Genomic DNA, 16123 nt, shown 5'->3' with positions numbered 1-16123 from the left:
CTACTCACTACGAGATGCAGTTCTGTAGATCTGGGAGCAGGCGGGATGGCTCTTGAAGATCTCCATTCGGATGTACTGTCGCAAACCCGGTTGCCAGTGCCTCAAACCAGAGTCCGGACACCGACCATCAATAACACAAATGCCAGTGATGTCTGTAATAAACGGCTGGAAAGTTTGGTGGCCAGCAGGCTGCCAATGACGACAGCAGGCAAGGAGCCGATCAGCAGATTTAATAGCATGTGCACGTCGACCATACCGGTGAAGGCATAACCGATACCGGCCACTAATGCGAGTGGAATAGCGTGCACGATATCAGAGGCGACCAGCGTGTGCGGTTGCATCCGGCGCGGGTAGAGGTACATCAGCAACACACTGCCTAATGCCCCGGCACCCACCGAGGTCAGCGCAACGCACAGTCCCAACAGACCGCCGGCAAATACCGTGGTTTTTGGTTTGATCGCTTCCGGTTGTACTTCTGTATTGCCAGCTTGTGGACGGATCCGTTTCAGCAGCAGAGGAGAGAAAATCAGTCCAACGGCAGTCAGTACAATCAGAAACCCGATGGCTTCGGTTAACCAGCTCACTTTCTGAAATTTCATGCCGAAATGGATCAGCGCCACCGTAATGATGGCAACCGGTAAGCTGCCAGACCACAAATGTTTCACGATTTGCCAGTCAATTTTGCCCGATTTATGGTGGGCTTTTGCCGCCACTAATTTGGTGATGGAAGCAAACCATAAGTCGGTGGCAACTGCGGTCACAGGGGATACATTAAAGAACAGCAATAAAATCGGTGTCATCATGGCACCACCGCCAACACCGGTCAGACCAACGACGAAGCCAGTTAACGCGCCTGCCAAGATATATGATACGTCGATCATGACCCATCCTTAAGACATCTGCCGGGAAACGTATTTCCAGTAGCGGTGAAGTGAATGGGTGCATCCTAAATGAAAAGTCGCCGATATTTATTTGCTGATTTGTGTTAAGTATTTCCACTTTTGATATATGCAAAATACCTAATTAAGTTGCGGGTAAAATGGCACCTGAATGCAGGCCGCTGATCCCGCGAAAATCTCGCCGTTACTCCGTTGGTTTCAGATCTCTGTGCTCCGGTGCAGTGTTCGTATGAACACCGTGTCGCCATAGCTTTACGCCGGTCACCCAGAACGGGTGCCACACCAGATTGTGCAGTTTCATATAGCGTTCGTTATCTTTCGGGGAGACGCCAAATTCCAGCGCTTCCGGCTTTGCCCCGGTGAGGTAAAGCGTACCGAACAGCCAGTCCCAGAGTGAGAGATTGGTGCCGAAATTCCGGTTGAAATGAGCCGGGTTGCGGCTGTGGTGGATCTGATGTTGTGCCGGACTGTTAATCACCCGCTCGATGACCGGGCCAAATGACAGCCAGATATGGGTGTGGCGCAAATTGGCGGCCAGCGCATTGAAAATAAAGGCCAGATAGCCGACGCCAAACAGTGTGTAATTGCTGACTTTATCGCCGCAAAACCAGAAGATCACACCGCCATACAGCGCAAAGCAAAACCCTTTCAGCAGGTTCTCGCAGAGCTTTTCAAAAAAATGGATCCGGCTGGCGGTCGGGGGCACCATCACGGTCGCACTGTGGTGGACTTTGTGGAATTCCCAGAGCCAGCGGCTGTGAAAGGCACGGTGTAACCAGTAATGCGCAAAATCGCTCACCAGAAACGCACCCAAGCCATACAACAACATGATGCCCATGTTATCCCCGATGCGGGGACGGGCCGCCCATACCTGGTTCAGAAATGCAGTCACATCGCCCTGTTTCAGCAGCACCGGATCCAGCCAGCTCATCACCGGCACAATAAAGGCAAGATGCAGTAACGCCCGGACAAAGTAATAAGCGTAATCAACCAGGGCGGAACGATGCAGCCACACTTTCCTGCCACCGAGAAACACCCCAAAGTTGTTCGCCTGACTGTAACCAAGATGACGCTGACGGCGGTACAACAGGAATGCAATCAATAACGATATACACAGGAAGGGAAGACCTAAACGCCCGTTAAAGTCAAAAAGACCGAAAAAGGTATTAATCAGGGGAGACAGGAGATAGACAGAAATAAAGTCCGGAACAGTTTCGGGCATTCTTAAGAGCACACATTTAAGACGGGAATCGCATCATATATTAATCAATCTTAACACTTCAATCACAATTGATAATGAGACTTGATTCTACTGAAGCCAATTTCATTGTGCTTCATAGTGGAACCTCACATCCATTACCGTACTATTTAGTACTGTAATTTCCAGTACGTTAGCCAGGAGTGATATGCTGATTTATTAGGCTATTTTCCTTATCTCACGAATCGTAGTTGTAGCATTCAAACCAGCCTTTCTGATCTAGTTTCCCGCACAAATGAATGGACAAATTGGAGGTCTTTTTCGCTTCCTTTATGCTTTTTTCCAGATTATCGACCTGAGTTTCTTCTGTCTCTCCGTTTTCAGAAAAGACAAAAGAACGTGAGCCTGAAATGGGGCTGGTGGAGACAATCAAATCCAGATGTTTCGTTTCCTGATTGGAATAAAGCAATCGGTAAACGCCTGCTTCTTCCATCTGTTGCTGGACTTCGTGACAGAATTTCTGATTTTCCGGCATCAACTCAATGCATGAACCATCAACGATGACATCAATTGTTATCTTGTCATTCACGCTATTCAGATAGTGAAGTATTGCTATGTATTCAGCTCTGAACTGAGCTGGTTTGTTAGCTATCCAAAGGTAAGCCACACATAAAACAGCAATCACAAGAGCAAGTTTTCGTTTCATTATTTTTTACTCAAAAAGAGAGTTGTTGTCGACTAAATGAGCTCTTTGGTTTACATTTTATATATAAAGTTAAAATTTATAAACTAATGGCGGGAGGTCGGTATGATTGGTGAACGTCTGTTACGTGCTCGCGCTGCTGCTGGCCTGTCAATGAAGGCCTTGGGTGATCTAGTTGGTGTTAGTGCCAACATGATAAAAAAATATGAACACAATCAGAATATGCCCAGCTCAGGGGTGATGATTAAACTGGCAAAAGTATTGTCTGTTCGCAGCGAGTATTTTTTCCGTCCTGTAAAGGTTGAATTAGCAGGCGTTGAATTTCGCAAACGAGCTAACACCCCGGCATCGGTCTTGAAAAAGTTGGAAGCAGATGTGCTTGATCAGGCTGAGCGTTGGCAGGAACTAGCTAATTTGTGGCCAACATTTCCTGTGCCTAAATTTTCTGTTCCACAAAATTTACCGGGGAAAATAACCTCGTTAGATGAAATAGAAACGTTTGCTAACCAAGTTCGTTCTGCTTGGGATTTAGGCGGAAAACCGGTTCTTGATCTTATTGACGTGCTCGAATCGCAAGGCATATTGGTTATCATTACTCAGGTTGATGAAAGTGCAAAATTTGATGGTTTACAGGCTACAGTTGCTGATCAGCCAGTTATAGTTTTATCTGCCAATTGGCCTGGTGACCGTCAGCGATTCACACTTGCACATGAATTAGGGCACCTGCTGTTGCACGGGCGTTTATCTGCTGAACTGAATGAGGAGAAAGCGTGCAATCGTTTTGCTGGTAGTTTTCTATTACCTGCCAACGCAATTCGCCAACAGTTGGGGATCACGCGTCATACTATTGAGTTTCGTGAATTATTTTTTCTTAAGCATGAGTTTGGTTTGAGTATGCGGGCATGTTTGTATCGTGCTTGTGATCTTGGAATTATTACGGAATCTATACACAAATTACTTTCAATGCAGTTTTCATATCGAGGATGGCGAAAATGTGAGCCAGGTCGTGTTTATCCTCAAGAGGAAACACGGTTGTTTCAACAGCTTATATATCGTGGATTAGGCGAGAACATACTGAGCGAGTCAAAAGCTGCCGAGTTGTTAGGGATATCCTTAATGACCTTCCATCGTCAACGGAAGTTGGAGTTAGTGGATGCAGCTATTAATCAGTGATGCCAATATTTTAATTGATTTGGAAGAGGGCGAATTACTGAATGTTTTTTTCCGACTTCCTTATCAGTTCAAGGTGCCTGATATTTTATTCGTAGAAGAACTGGAAGAACAACATTCCCACTTGATTGAAATGGGACTCCAACTGGGTGAACTCTCTGAAAAAACGATGATGTATGCTTTTCAATTAAATCAACGGGTGAACGGGCCCAGTATGAACGATTGTTTTGCATTAGCATTGGCCAGACAAGAGGCGTGTCCAATATTAACAGGGGATGAAGCTCTTAGAGTGCTTGCAAAAAGAGAAGCTGTTGTTGTTATGGGTACGATCTGGGTCGTGGAACAACTGATATTACACAATATCATCACGGTTGCTATAGCAAGAGAAGCATATGAGAAAATGCGGTCTAATGGACGGCGTTTACCTTGGCACCTGGCATTTAGTCGACTTGAACATCAAGATTGAACGATTTTTTCTTTAATACGTTTCCTTTTGGGCTTTTGTGCTGATCTCTTCCGGCTGAAGTTAATTCATCATCTTGGCCGGCTTATCCTGTAATCACCTGTAATATCTGCGGTTAATGCATAGGTCCAATGGAAGCTAGAATGAGTTGATTCATTCATTGAGGACAACCTATGCCATTAGTAGCCAGAGCCAGCGATTCTCATGCTTGCCCACAGAAAGGACACTCCGTAAATACCATATCATCCGGTTCTGATGATGTATTCATTAATGGATTGCCCGTGGCAAGAGAGGGTGATTCAACAAGTTGCGGTGCAACAATAGTAACGGGAAGTTCTACTGTATTTATAAACGGAAAGCCTGCTGCTTTATTTGGTGCTGCTACGTCACATGGCGGAGTAATTATCAGCGGTTCAGGTAATGTGCTGATTGGTGATTCGTATTCACCTGACTTCAGCAGTGTTGAATCATTCAACTCATACAATCAACATTTTCAATTTGTCGATGCGAATGGTAAACCGGTCTCAGTTTTTACTTACCTGATAGAAACTCCGGAGGGAATGGTATCGGGGGATGTTTGTGAATTCGGTAAGACGCAGCTTGTACATACCAGCACAGAATCAGATATCTCTTTAAAAAGAGTGGTTCAACATACTGTGGGGATTAGAGAATGACGCTTTACACAGTAAAAACAACTCATAAGAGTGATACAACCCCAGTCAAAGTAGTAGTTGATCCCGTACATGTCGATGATATACCTGCTGCGATGGACAAAATGAAGTGGAATACAGCAGCCAAATTGATGAGGCATTGGTTTTCGATAAAGCCTGCGTTTGTTATAACTGACGATATTCGGTCTGGAAATATTGATCCGTTAAAGCTTAAATCTAACCAATATAATGATGACATAGTTAAGATTGATTGGCTGCTTTCTCATAGAACGTGGCAAGCTGCAGATGTCTTAGTTCATCATACATGGCGTTCTGAAAAGGGCATAAGTAGATTAAGAGATCTGCTTGCTAAGGCGGGATGGCATAAAGGTAAATCAACTCCAACTTATCTCGGTTCCCCTGCATTTACAGCTAGAGAATGCGATGCGTACTGTCAGGTAAATCTGAGAACGGCAGGAACAAAATTCGATCTGATTGATGGGCTGTTTGGTGCTATAGGTAATGGCACGCTCAAAATTGCAGTTATAGGCAAGGCTTTTAACGATAAAGGTAGAGATCTTTTTCATGTTGAAAAGACGGGGATTTATTTAAGAGATACTTATGACTTTACAGGAGACGATGAGATTCTTGGGGTTTGGAGTAAAGATAAAGTCTTGGGTAAGTTAGAAACAGTTGCATATATGACCGACCCTATAGAGTCTGATTTTGAAGGATATGTTACCGTTTATAATCGCGACTTTAGGCGATGGCAAAAAGTACATAATTCCGGTGGTGACTTCGTTGTGTACTCAGATATCAAATGGCGGTCCCAAAAGGACTTATATGTCGAGTTATAAGAAACCAGTTCAATCCATCATGATGGTCTGCGCTGTGGTCGTTGCGGTTTATGTAGCTTGGCTCATATATATAAACCCAGAACGTTACACCCACAGTTATTCATTTAACAGTACGAGCCCTGACGGACGGTTTGAAGTAAGGTTTTATAACGTTAATGATGTGCCATTGGGTTGGCTTATTATGCCTGATGCCCAATTTATAAGGGTGTATGAGAAGAGCGGAAAGTTGATTTATCAAAGCTCAGTTCGATCAGCAACAGAAAATGGAATGCCCATTGTCTGGCCTGACGAGCACATCGGTAATGTTAAAATATTTGTTGATGATGATGTGATTTCTCTACCGGACAACAGGTAATTTCTTTGCAGAGATAGGAAACTTGTAGGGGCTGAAGTATGGGCTGATACAAAAACAAAAAAGCCCGCTTATTCAGCGGGCTTCTTCATGGTATTTGGCGGAGAGATAGGGATTCGAACCCTAGAAGGGCTACAAACCCTTGCCGGTTTTCAAGACCGGTGCATTTAACCACTCTGCCATCTCTCCGTGGTTGCGCACATCATACGGGGTTATTTATTTTCCGTAAAGCATCAATGAATTGATTGCTTATTCCTTGAGCAAAATAGGGGATTTAGCGGCATAAATCATGATGTTATTCATATTTTTTGCGCAAAAGTATCGCCATGTTGTCACAAATGCACTTTAGCCTGAGAGGGTGACGGTTAACAAATAACCGGTATTCAGGAGGATGTCATGGCTCATTCATCAGAAACAGTCGCTGAGTTGCCGGCAATAACGGCTGATCCTGCCAGTCAGCTGGTCTCGTCGTCCGGCAGTCTGTTCCGCAAGAAGCGTTTTTATAATCACCACACGCCTCAGGCCATGACGGTGCCCGGGCTATTCCGTCTGCTGGGGCGTTATCTGTTTGCGCGTCCGGCGGTGCCTGCGCCGATCGGGCCGGTGCCGGTACCGGTACATGCGCTGACGGCCTCGCAGCTGCTGGTGCCATCGGTGGATACGCTTTACCGGCTGGGCCACTCCACTTTATTGTTAAAACTGAACGGTGAGTTCTGGCTGACAGATCCGGTGTTTGCCAAGCGTGCGTCGCCATTGCAGTGGATTGGGCCGAAGCGCTTTCATGAGCCGCCGTTAATGCCGGAACAGTTACCCGCCCTGAAAGGCATCATCATCTCGCATAACCATTATGATCATCTGGATGAAATGAGCATCAAGGCTCTGGCCTCGCGCTGTGAACAGTTTTATGTACCGCAGGGTGTCGGCCGGAAACTGCAGCAGTGGGGTGTGGCTGCGGAAAATATTACGGAATTTGACTGGTGGCAGTCGGTACAGGTTGGTGGCACGCAACTGGTGGCAACGCCGGCACGGCATTTTTCCGGACGTGGTTTGTTTGATACCGATCGCTCGCTGTGGTGTTCATGGGTGATCCGTTCACCGGCCTTAAGCGTGTTTTTCAGTGGCGATACCGGCTATTTCGATGGTTTTAAGCAGATCGGTGAGGCGTATGGTCCGTTTGATATCACCTGCATCGAAACCGGCGCGTATGATCGCGACTGGCCGGATGTGCATATGCTGCCGGAACAATCGCTGCAGGCACATCTGGATTTAAACGGCTGTTATATGCTGCCCATTCACAACGGTACCTTTGATCTGGCCTTGCATGACTGGTTCGAGCCGTTTGAACGCATTACGGCGCTGGCCGCGGCACAGCAGGTGCCATTACTGATGCCGCAGATCGGCGAACCGGTGCAGTTGTCCGTACCGCAGTACTGGTACCCGTGGTGGCGTCAGCACGAATCTGAGCTGGTCGGTATCATAGAAGCGATGGGTACCGATTAAGAGAGACGAATCCCCTCCGGAAAGAGGGGAATGCAAAAGTATTTAATCCAGCGAGGCAAACAGCTCGTCAATTTGCTGTTCGGAAAAAATCCGGATGCCGTGCGCTCTTAGCAGGTGACTGGTCATGCCTTCGCCGGCGATTTTTTTACCGCGGAAATGGCCGTCATAAATGTTGGTGCTGCCACAGGACGGGCTGCTTTCTTTCAGCAGGGCATATTTGATTTTCTGCTGCTGACACAGTGCCAGCGCCTGTTCGGCACCTTTCAGGAAGGGGGCGGTGACGTCTTTGCCTTCGCCGGTCATGACGCGGCCATCCTGCTGCAGTTCAGCGGCCGGTCGCGGCGTGGGCAAACCGCCGGCCTGTTCCGGACAAAACGGCACCAGCCAGCCATTGGCATGCCAGCGTTGCAGTACAGGATGATTGACAGGTTTACTCTGCGCGTCATAACGCACCGGACAGCCCAGCAGGCAGGCACTGACTAATATCTTTGGCGTAGTAATGATCTTATCCCCCGTCCCGGTTTTGCAAACCAAACGACTCTCAATAGTCTGCCGATTATTATCAATAATTGCTTCCTGTTCTGCGAAGCCGATCTAAATCGGCATCAGCAGACACGTTAAACAACCGGATCAGAATGAGACAAGGTAACGGCTTAACTTTCGTCCGGGAGTTGAGCAGTACGTTGTTGCCATAAACGGAAAATGGTGTGGCTGTTCACAAACAAAAAACTGCCTTCAATCAACGCACCACCTATCGAACCAATCACGAAGTTATGCGTGACCCAGCAAACAGTACCGGAGAGCAGCATTAACCGCATGCGTAACCCTTGCTCACGATACAGCGCCCAGGTGCCTAATGTGGTACCGATAAGAGTGAGCCATTGGATCGGTTGGGTGATATTCGGAACACCTAATACCCAGACAACCAGCAGGAAAAAACACATGACGCCAACGTGTCGGGTGCGGCTGGAAACAAAGCTGCGTAAACCACTCAGCCAGGCGGCATAAGCGGCCGTGGGTGCACCCAGCAGGAAAAAATGACAGCCAATCACCACACAATACAGAGTCAGAAAAGTACGTAGCCGATGGTCGTTTTTTTGCACAAAGGCAGAAATGCCAATGCCAAATGCAATTAAACCCACTGACTGTGCCAGTGGGTTTGCTGCAAAGAGTTCCGCTATGTTGTGCAGAAAAGTCATTAAAGGGTTACACCGCTTTTGAATATCGCCAGTTCCCGGAAATCGTTCTTCTCATTACAGGTGGCTTTGCCATTCGCGACGTCAACAATCAGGTCAATAAACTGATTGAGCAGTTGTATCATGGTGTGGTCTTCCAGCAATCGGCCAGCATTAAAGTCGATCCAGTGTGGTTTGCGCTTCGCCAAATCACTGTTGGTCGCCAGTTTTACTGTCGGAACGAATCCGCCGTAGGGCGTCCCGCGCCCTGTACTGAACAATACCATATGGCATCCGGCCGCGGCCAGTGCGCTGGTGGCAACGGCATCATTACCCGGTGCACTCAGCAGATTGAGCCCCGGCCGGGTTAACCGATCACCATATTTCAGCACATCCATCACCTGACTTTGACCGGCTTTCTGGGTGCAGCCCAGCGATTTCTCTTCCAGCGTGGAGATGCCGCCCGCTTTGTTACCCGGGGACGGATTTTCATAAATCGGCTGATTATGGTCGATGAAATACTGTTTGAAATCATTCACCATGTCCACGGTTTTACCGAAGGTGCTTTCATCCTGGCAACGCGACATCAGGATGCGTTCTGCGCCGAACATTTCCGGCACTTCGGTCAGTACACTGGTGCCGCCATGCTGAATTACATAGTCAGAAAACTGACCCAGCAGCGGGTTGGCGGTGATACCGGAAAAGCCATCCGAGCCGCCGCATTCCAGCCCGAATTTCAGTTCACTCAGTTTGCCGGTGGTGCGTTTATCGTCCGCCATCACCGCCAGCAGATCTTTCAGATGTTCGACGCCGGTGCCAACTTCATCGTCATGTTGCTGACAAACCATAAAGCGTACGCGTTCGGCATCGAATTCGCCGAGCGTTTCTTGAAACGCCGCGATCTGGTTGTTTTCACAACCTAAGCCAACCACCAGAACCCCGCCGGCATTGGGGTGACGTACCATATTCTGCAAGATGGTGCGGGTATTCTGGTGGTCCTGGCCTAGCTGGGAACAGCCATACTGGTGGCTGAACAGATGAATGCCATCAATCGCGGATAAATCACAGTCGTGTTCGATCTGTTTCTGCATCTGTTTGGCCATCGCATTGACGCAGCCCACAGTAGGTAAAATCCATAATTCATTACGGATACCGATCTGACCATTTTTGCGACGATAGATCTCGATTTCCCGATCGCCAGGCTGCTCAGAAACGGCCATAAAATCAGGCTGATACTGGTAATTGTCCAGATCGCTTAAGTTGGTGGCGATATTGTGGTGATGTACGTGCATACCCTGGGCGATATCTTCTTTCGCATGGCCAATCGGCAGACCATATTTGATGATCTGACTGCCGGCAGGCAGATCACGCAGCGCCAGTTTGTGTCCACGGGCAACCGGGCCACGCAAAGTGATGACTGCGCCATCAATTTCAATCAGCTGACCTTCGGTAAGGTCAGCCAGTGCCACGGCAACATTGTCTGTGGCATGAATTTTAATTACTTCCTGCATATTCATACCTCAGCAGCCAATCGACAGGGCTGCACGCATGCCTTGCGAACGGATGCGGGTCAGGTGAGCACACACCGCTTCGACCAACCCTTTAACGCGGGTCAGATCTTCACCCCAGTGACTTTCCAGACTGAGTGTTTGTTTCACCAGATCGGCCAGGGTGATCGTGCCGGCATCAACCGCAGACCACAGGGCGGCGAAGTGTTCCAGCCAGTGGGCATCGTCCTGCAGCGGGTAGGTTTCATCGCCGCGTTTACCCTGATAGAACGCCAGTAGCGCCGCCAGCGCGAAGGTCAGGCGAACCGGCAGACAGCCTTTGCGATCCTGATAGGTCAGCAATTGTGGCAGAATGCGGGTTTTGTATTTGGTCATGCCGTTCAGGGCAATCGATAACAGCTGATGCTTGATAAACGGATTGCGGAAGCGGGCCAGCACATCACGGGAGAACGATTCCAGCTCATCACGCGGCAGATCCAGTGTCGGTACGATCTCTTCAAAAATCGTTTTTTCCACAAACTGACTCAGCGCGGCGTCGTTCAGCGTTTCACCGACAGTGTCGAGACCCGCCAGAAATGCCACCGGTACCATCGCGGTATGCGCCCCGTTCAGGATCGCGACTTTGCGTTCTTTATACGGTTTGATGTCTTCGACAATGCGGATGTTCATCTGTTTGTCGGCTGGTAACTGATCCAGACACAGCGTTTCCCGTAACCATTGTGGCCCCTGAATCACGAACAGATAAAAATATTCAGCGGTATCCACGAACTGATCCTGATAGCCGAACTCTTCCTGCAGCGCCGCGTGTTCATCGCGCGGGAAGCCGGTCACGATACGATCGACCAGCGTCGAGCAGAACGTATTGCTCTGGCCCAGCCAGTTACTGAATGCCAGCGGCAGTTTCCATTCCACGGCATAACGTTGTACCAGTTCACGCAGGGCATCGCCGTTATAGTCAATCAGTTCACAAGGCAGAATGATCCAGCCTTTATCTGCTGCGCCGTTGAAATGCTGGAAGCGTTCGAACAGCAGACGGGTCAGTTTCGCCGGGAAGCTGGCTGGCGGGGCATCGGTCAGTTTGTCATCCGCGACATAAGTGATACCGGCTTCGGTGGTGTTGGAGAACACAAAGCGGATATCCGGATTGCGTGCCAGTGCCAGCACCTCGTCAAACTGCTGATAACAGTTGAGTTCACGGTTCACGGAACGGATCAGACGGGTATGACGTACCGCTTCCCCCTGTTCATTCAGACCGCGGATCACAGTGGTGTAGAGGCCATCCTGCGTGCTCAGGCTGGGCGGGAAGGCGGTATCAATCGGGCGGATGATCGTGATACCGGCATTGAGATCGGTATATTCGTTTAGCAGGTCGATCTGCCAGTCGACAAAGGCGCGCAAGAAATTTCCTTCGCCGAACTGAATGATTTTTTCCGGATATTGAGCGCCGGGAAATTGCTGACGGTTTAAAGCGTGCATTTGTGTCTCCTCAATGCGGAAGCAACAGCTCCCGCGTTGTTATCTGTCGGGTTCAGTTATTTCAGTTCGATACCGAAGTAGTTTTTCGCGTTGTGGAAACAGATGTTTTCCACCATTTCACCCAGCAGTTTGATATCCGCCGGTGCTTCACCATCTGCTACCCAGCGGCCGAGCATGCGGCACAGCACGCGACGGAAATATTCGTGACGGGTGTAAGAGAGGAAGCTGCGGCTGTCAGTCAGCATGCCGACGAAGCGACTCAGCAGACCGAGCTGGGCCAGCTGTGTCATCTGCCGTTCCATGCCGTCCTTCTGATCGTTGAACCACCAGCCGGAACCGAACTGCATCTTGCCGGGAATGCCATCACCCTGGAAATTACCCAGCATGGTCGCCAGCACTTCGTTATCGCGCGGATTCAGGCAGTACAGAATGGTTTTCGGCAGCTGGTTATTGCGATCCTGGGCATCCAGCAGACGCGACAGTGGCGCGGCGACCAGACCATCGTTGATGGAATCAAAACCGGTGTCCGGCCCCAGTTCCAGCAGCCTGCGGCTGTTGTTATTGCGCAGTGCACCGATGTGGTATTGCTGCACCCAGCCACGCTGTTTGTACTCTTTCGCCAGGAACAGCAGGACGGCAGTTTTGAAGGCGGCAACCTGTTCCGGCGCGAGGATCTGGCCCTGACGACGCGCCTGCAGCATGGCAGTCAGTTCCGCGTCAGAGGCTTCGCCAAACAGCACTACATCCAGTGCATGATCAGAAATCTTGCAGCCATGTTTTTCGAAGTGATCCAGACGTACAGTTAGTGCCTTGGTCAGGTCGTCAAAGGTGGAAATCGAGACATCCGCGGCCTGTTCCAGTGCGGTCATGTAATCGGCAAACCAGGGCGCATCGATGTTGACGGCTTTATCCGGACGCCAGCCCGGAGTCACCACGACATTGAAGTCTTTATCGGCAGCGATTGCGGCGTGATGACTCAGGTCATCAATCGGATCATCGGTGGTGGCGACCAGTTTGACATTCATCTGCTGCATAATGCCGCGCGCAGAAAATTCAGGTTGTGCCAGCTTGTCGTTACAGAAATCCCAGACCTGTTTTTCGGTGGCCGGGGAGAGCACGACATTGCTCAGACCGAACGGACGGCGCAGTTCAAGATGGGTCCAGTGATACAGCGGGTTGCCGATAGTGTGCGGTACGGTGGCGGCATAAGCCTGATATTTGGCGTAGTCATCGGCATCACCGGTGCAGAAGCGCTCGTCCGCACCGTTAGAACGCATCGCGCGCCATTTGTAATGATCACCTTTCAGCCAGATGTCATACAGGTTCTTGAACTGATAATTTTCCGCGATCAATTGTGGCGGCAGATGGCAGTGAAAATCAAAAATCGGCTGTTCAGCCGCGAAATCATGGTACAGCTGGCGGGAAAAATCGGTATCCAGCAAGAAGTCTTCAGTTAAAAAGGCAGTCATTACCCACTCCTGTGTATAGATTGCTGCGGTACAACTCATGTATGACCTGACAGGAAATGTACACGGCAGGTCATGATGCTTGGTTAATGTGTTATACCAATTATTATAATCAGGGTGAAAGTTGTCTACATCAAATAGCTATTTTTTGCAGTACATGTCACACAAATTCGGATGAATATGCTGGTTTTACGATCTTTTGTGATGGTTGTCGCATATTTTGTGGGGTGATTGATTGAAAGTTAGATCGCGCTCACCGATCTTAGTTATCATACCAATTATCATTATTCTGTCATAACAGTGTGACGTTTTTGAATGGAATGATGATAACTATTGGGTTTCTATCATTCACTTCATAACTTGAAGACGAATAAACAGAGGACAAGAATATGAATCTATCGACCGGAATGGTTGGTGATTTGCCTGTAGCAAATACCGGACTGTGGTTGAACAAGGAGTTGCAACATGGCTAAGAGAAAAATCGTCGGCCTGCGCTGGTGGATCATCGGTGTAGTAATGCTGGGGACGGTACTGAACTATTTAACCCGTTCATCTTTGTCAGCCGCAGCACCAACGCTGAAAGAACAATTAAATATCAGTGTCGAACAATATTCCTATGTAGTCGCTGCGTTTCAGGCCTGCTATACCATCATGCAGCCGATTGCCGGTTTTATTCTCGATAATATCGGTATCAAAATTGGTCTGGCCATTTTCTGTGTCGGTTGGTCAATCGCCAACATGTTGCACGGTTTTGCCGGAAGCTGGCAGTCACTGGCATTTTTCCGTGGTCTGATGGGTATGGCGGAAGCTGCGGTAATTCCCGCCGCCTTAAAAGCGGTTACGGAATGGTTTCCGGCAAAAGAGCGTTCGATTGCAACTGGCTGGTTTAATATTGGCTCGTCTATCGGCGGTATGCTGGCACCTCCGTTAGTCATTGCCTGTATCACGTATTACAACTGGGAAACGGCCTTCGTCGTTACCGGCGCGCTTGGATTTTTCTGGGTTGCATTGTGGCTGATGTTCTTCCGTACCCCAGATGAACACCCTCAGATCACTGAAGAAGAAAGACAATACATTCTGGAAGGCCAGGAAGAGTCGCATAAAAATGACACTTCTAAGCCATCGGTAAAACAGATCATGTCTCGTAAAGAATTCTGGGGTATTGCGATTCCCAAATTCCTGGCTGAACCCGCCTGGCAGACCTTTAACTTCTGGATCCCGCTGTATTTAAGTACTGTTCGTCACATGGATCTGAAAGAGATTGCCATGTTTGCCTGGATCCCGTTCCTGGCGGCAGACATGGGCTGTATCGTCGGTGGTTATTTATCACCTATGCTGATGAAATATTTCAACGTGTCTCTGTTGAACAGTCGTAAACTGGTGGTTGTGACCGGCTCCATTTGTATGCTGGCACCGGCAGCGATTGGTACAGTTGCAAGCCCTTATACTGCCATTGCATTGTTCTGTGTTGGCTGTTTTGCGCACCAGACCATTTCCGGCGCATTGATCACTATGTCTTCGGATGTGTTCCCGAGAAACTCTGTCGGTACCGCAAATGGTCTGACTGGTATGGCAGGTTATCTGGGCGCGACTATCTTCTCGTTCATCGTGGGTATTGTCGCGAGCAAAATTGGCTATGATCCGTTGTTTATTTGTCTGTCACTGTTTGATGTGGTTGGTGCCATCATTGTATGTACGCTGATTGGTTCATCAGTACCTACCGGTGCGGAGCAGAAAGCGGAAGTGGCAACTGCATAATGAAACAAAACGGATGAATGGTATGAGGCGATCTTGCGCCTGTACCCCGTTGTAAAGTGACAAAACCTGTTATTGGTATAACAGGTTTTGTCATTTCCGTTATACTGGCAGCAGAGCCCTGAATAGGATGTTGTGATGGAATCTTTTGAAGCGAGTCGGTTGTATCAGAGAGTAGCCAGCGAGTTAAAACATCAGATCAAGAGTGGTCAGTATGTGATTGGTGATCGCCTGCCGGCTGAACGTCTGATTGCTGAAGCCATGGCGGTCAGCCGCACGGTTGTTCGCGAAGCAATCATCATGCTGGAAGTCGAAGGGTTGGTAGATGTCCGTAAAGGTTCAGGTATTCATGTAATCGGGATTGAACCGCGTTATCAGCCATCGATCAGTGAACAGGATGATGAATTTCTCACTGCGGGTCCGTTCGAATTGCTGCAGGCGCGGCAATTACTGGAAAGTAATGTCGCGGAATTTGCGGCCACGCAGGTCACCAAACAAGATATTCTGGCGTTGCAGGCCATTCAGGAAACTGCCCGTAAAGAAGATCGCGCCCGCGATTCCCAATGGGACAAGGAATTCCATATTCAGGTCGCCAAGGCGACCCAGAACTCGGTGTTGGTGACGCTGGTGGAAAAACTCTGGCAACACCGGGAAAAGAACCCGTACTGGCGCAAATTACACGAGCATATTGATGATCGGGCGATGGAGAGCTGGTGCGAAGACCACGAGCAGATCCTGAAAGCGCTGATGCGTAAAGATCCGAAAGCGGCCAAACTGGCGATGTGGCAGCATCTGGAAAACACCAAACAAATGCTGTTTCAGGCAACGACGATTGATGACGATCTGGTGGATGACCGCTATCTGTTTTCTGAAAATCCGGTGGTTCATCTGGCCCGGGCGTAACGCATTACTGATTCCGTCCGGCAGTACTGAACTTCTGCCGCTAAAAAA

The 16123-nt window shown here is 48.9% G+C and carries 16 protein-coding genes and 1 tRNA gene; 8 read left to right on the top strand and 9 right to left on the bottom strand.

Annotated elements, in window-relative coordinates:
- Positions 1 to 101 precede the first annotated feature (101 nt).
- From TOLA_RS15600 to TOLA_RS16735, 3 genes are all read right to left on the bottom strand, one after another.
- Entirely contained in the window at positions 102 to 881 is a 780-nt protein-coding gene (locus TOLA_RS15600) for a sulfite exporter TauE/SafE family protein (RefSeq protein ID WP_015880076.1), read from the bottom strand.
- A 202-nt stretch (positions 882 to 1083) separates the two neighbouring features.
- The gene (locus TOLA_RS15595; protein WP_015880075.1) at positions 1084 to 2121 is read right to left on the bottom strand and encodes a sterol desaturase family protein; all 1038 of its coding nucleotides are present in this window, start codon (positions 2119 to 2121) and stop codon (positions 1084 to 1086) included.
- A gap of 214 nt (positions 2122 to 2335) precedes the next feature.
- Positions 2336 to 2803, bottom strand: a complete 468-nt coding sequence (locus tag TOLA_RS16735) for a hypothetical protein (RefSeq protein ID WP_015880074.1) — start codon at positions 2801 to 2803, stop codon at positions 2336 to 2338.
- A gap of 102 nt (positions 2804 to 2905) precedes the next feature.
- Between TOLA_RS16735 and TOLA_RS15585 the strand changes: the two genes are divergently transcribed.
- From TOLA_RS15585 to TOLA_RS15565, 5 genes are all read left to right on the top strand, one after another.
- A complete protein-coding gene (locus TOLA_RS15585; protein WP_015880073.1) occupies positions 2906 to 3973 on the top strand; it encodes a helix-turn-helix domain-containing protein in 1068 nt (355 codons plus the stop codon).
- Entirely contained in the window at positions 3954 to 4436 is a 483-nt protein-coding gene (locus TOLA_RS15580; protein ID WP_015880072.1) for a PIN domain-containing protein, read from the top strand. Before TOLA_RS15585 ends, TOLA_RS15580 begins: the two co-directional genes overlap by 20 nt.
- 170 nt (positions 4437 to 4606) lie before the next feature.
- A complete protein-coding gene (locus tag TOLA_RS16585) occupies positions 4607 to 5107 on the top strand; it encodes a PAAR domain-containing protein (protein WP_015880071.1) in 501 nt (166 codons plus the stop codon).
- Positions 5104 to 5940, top strand: a complete 837-nt coding sequence (locus TOLA_RS15570; protein ID WP_015880070.1) for a DUF6402 family protein — start codon at positions 5104 to 5106, stop codon at positions 5938 to 5940. Before TOLA_RS16585 ends, TOLA_RS15570 begins: the two co-directional genes overlap by 4 nt.
- The gene (locus TOLA_RS15565; RefSeq protein WP_015880069.1) at positions 5927 to 6295 is read left to right on the top strand and encodes a hypothetical protein; all 369 of its coding nucleotides are present in this window, start codon (positions 5927 to 5929) and stop codon (positions 6293 to 6295) included. The genes TOLA_RS15570 and TOLA_RS15565 overlap by 14 nt, the downstream gene beginning before the upstream one ends.
- A gap of 95 nt (positions 6296 to 6390) precedes the next feature.
- Here the strand turns inward: TOLA_RS15565 and TOLA_RS15560 are convergent.
- Positions 6391 to 6481, bottom strand: a tRNA-Ser gene (locus TOLA_RS15560).
- A gap of 207 nt (positions 6482 to 6688) precedes the next feature.
- Between TOLA_RS15560 and TOLA_RS15555 the strand changes: the two genes are divergently transcribed.
- Entirely contained in the window at positions 6689 to 7792 is a 1104-nt protein-coding gene (locus tag TOLA_RS15555) for an MBL fold metallo-hydrolase (RefSeq protein WP_015880068.1), read from the top strand.
- Between the two features lie 42 nt (positions 7793 to 7834).
- Here the strand turns inward: TOLA_RS15555 and TOLA_RS15550 are convergent, their stop codons facing one another.
- From TOLA_RS15550 to uxaC, 5 genes are all read right to left on the bottom strand, one after another.
- Complete coding sequence (locus TOLA_RS15550; RefSeq protein WP_015880067.1) at positions 7835 to 8326, bottom strand: 2-thiouracil desulfurase family protein; 492 nt, start codon at positions 8324 to 8326, stop codon at positions 7835 to 7837.
- A gap of 119 nt (positions 8327 to 8445) precedes the next feature.
- Positions 8446 to 8991: a YgjV family protein gene (locus TOLA_RS15545; RefSeq protein ID WP_015880066.1), complete on the bottom strand. Its 546-nt coding sequence runs from the start codon at positions 8989 to 8991 to the stop codon at positions 8446 to 8448.
- Positions 8991 to 10478: a UxaA family hydrolase gene (locus TOLA_RS15540; RefSeq protein WP_015880065.1), complete on the bottom strand. Its 1488-nt coding sequence runs from the start codon at positions 10476 to 10478 to the stop codon at positions 8991 to 8993. The genes TOLA_RS15545 and TOLA_RS15540 overlap by 1 nt, the downstream gene beginning before the upstream one ends.
- A gap of 9 nt (positions 10479 to 10487) precedes the next feature.
- Complete coding sequence (locus tag TOLA_RS15535) at positions 10488 to 11951, bottom strand: tagaturonate reductase (protein ID WP_015880064.1); 1464 nt, start codon at positions 11949 to 11951, stop codon at positions 10488 to 10490.
- Positions 11952 to 12007: 56 nt separating this feature from the next.
- Positions 12008 to 13420: a glucuronate isomerase gene (gene uxaC / locus TOLA_RS15530; protein ID WP_015880063.1), complete on the bottom strand. Its 1413-nt coding sequence runs from the start codon at positions 13418 to 13420 to the stop codon at positions 12008 to 12010.
- A gap of 462 nt (positions 13421 to 13882) precedes the next feature.
- Between uxaC and TOLA_RS15525 the strand changes: the two genes are divergently transcribed.
- Positions 13883 to 15175: an MFS transporter gene (locus TOLA_RS15525; RefSeq protein ID WP_015880062.1), complete on the top strand. Its 1293-nt coding sequence runs from the start codon at positions 13883 to 13885 to the stop codon at positions 15173 to 15175.
- A 135-nt stretch (positions 15176 to 15310) separates the two neighbouring features.
- Complete coding sequence (exuR, locus tag TOLA_RS15520) at positions 15311 to 16075, top strand: transcriptional regulator ExuR (RefSeq protein ID WP_015880061.1); 765 nt, start codon at positions 15311 to 15313, stop codon at positions 16073 to 16075.
- Positions 16076 to 16123 lie beyond the last annotated feature (48 nt).

This window comes from Tolumonas auensis DSM 9187 (genome assembly GCF_000023065.1).
Taxonomy (GTDB): domain Bacteria; phylum Pseudomonadota; class Gammaproteobacteria; order Enterobacterales; family Aeromonadaceae; genus Tolumonas; species Tolumonas auensis.
This window is presented reverse-complemented; position numbering and strand designations above follow the sequence as displayed.

Bases quoted from the DNA above. Each gene is read 5' to 3' on its own strand.
- TOLA_RS15545 (WP_015880066.1), bottom strand. From the start codon at position 8,991: ATGACTTTTCTGCACAACATAGCGGAACTCTTTGCAGCAAACCCACTG.
- uxaC (WP_015880063.1), bottom strand. From the start codon at position 13,420: ATGACTGCCTTTTTAACTGAAGACTTCTTGCTGGATACCGATTTTTCC.
- TOLA_RS15570 (WP_015880070.1), top strand. From the start codon at position 5,104: ATGACGCTTTACACAGTAAAAACAACTCATAAGAGTGATACAACCCCA.
- TOLA_RS15565 (WP_015880069.1), top strand. From the start codon at position 5,927: ATGTCGAGTTATAAGAAACCAGTTCAATCCATCATGATGGTCTGCGCT.
- TOLA_RS15585 (WP_015880073.1), top strand. From the start codon at position 2,906: ATGATTGGTGAACGTCTGTTACGTGCTCGCGCTGCTGCTGGCCTGTCA.
- TOLA_RS15555 (WP_015880068.1), top strand. From the start codon at position 6,689: ATGGCTCATTCATCAGAAACAGTCGCTGAGTTGCCGGCAATAACGGCT.
- TOLA_RS15600 (WP_015880076.1), bottom strand. From the start codon at position 881: ATGATCGACGTATCATATATCTTGGCAGGCGCGTTAACTGGCTTCGTC.
- TOLA_RS15595 (WP_015880075.1), bottom strand. From the start codon at position 2,121: ATGCCCGAAACTGTTCCGGACTTTATTTCTGTCTATCTCCTGTCTCCC.
- TOLA_RS16735 (WP_015880074.1), bottom strand. From the start codon at position 2,803: ATGAAACGAAAACTTGCTCTTGTGATTGCTGTTTTATGTGTGGCTTAC.
- TOLA_RS15535 (WP_015880064.1), bottom strand. From the start codon at position 11,951: ATGCACGCTTTAAACCGTCAGCAATTTCCCGGCGCTCAATATCCGGAA.
- TOLA_RS15525 (WP_015880062.1), top strand. From the start codon at position 13,883: ATGGCTAAGAGAAAAATCGTCGGCCTGCGCTGGTGGATCATCGGTGTA.
- TOLA_RS15580 (WP_015880072.1), top strand. From the start codon at position 3,954: ATGCAGCTATTAATCAGTGATGCCAATATTTTAATTGATTTGGAAGAG.
- exuR (WP_015880061.1), top strand. From the start codon at position 15,311: ATGGAATCTTTTGAAGCGAGTCGGTTGTATCAGAGAGTAGCCAGCGAG.
- TOLA_RS16585 (WP_015880071.1), top strand. From the start codon at position 4,607: ATGCCATTAGTAGCCAGAGCCAGCGATTCTCATGCTTGCCCACAGAAA.
- TOLA_RS15540 (WP_015880065.1), bottom strand. From the start codon at position 10,478: ATGCAGGAAGTAATTAAAATTCATGCCACAGACAATGTTGCCGTGGCA.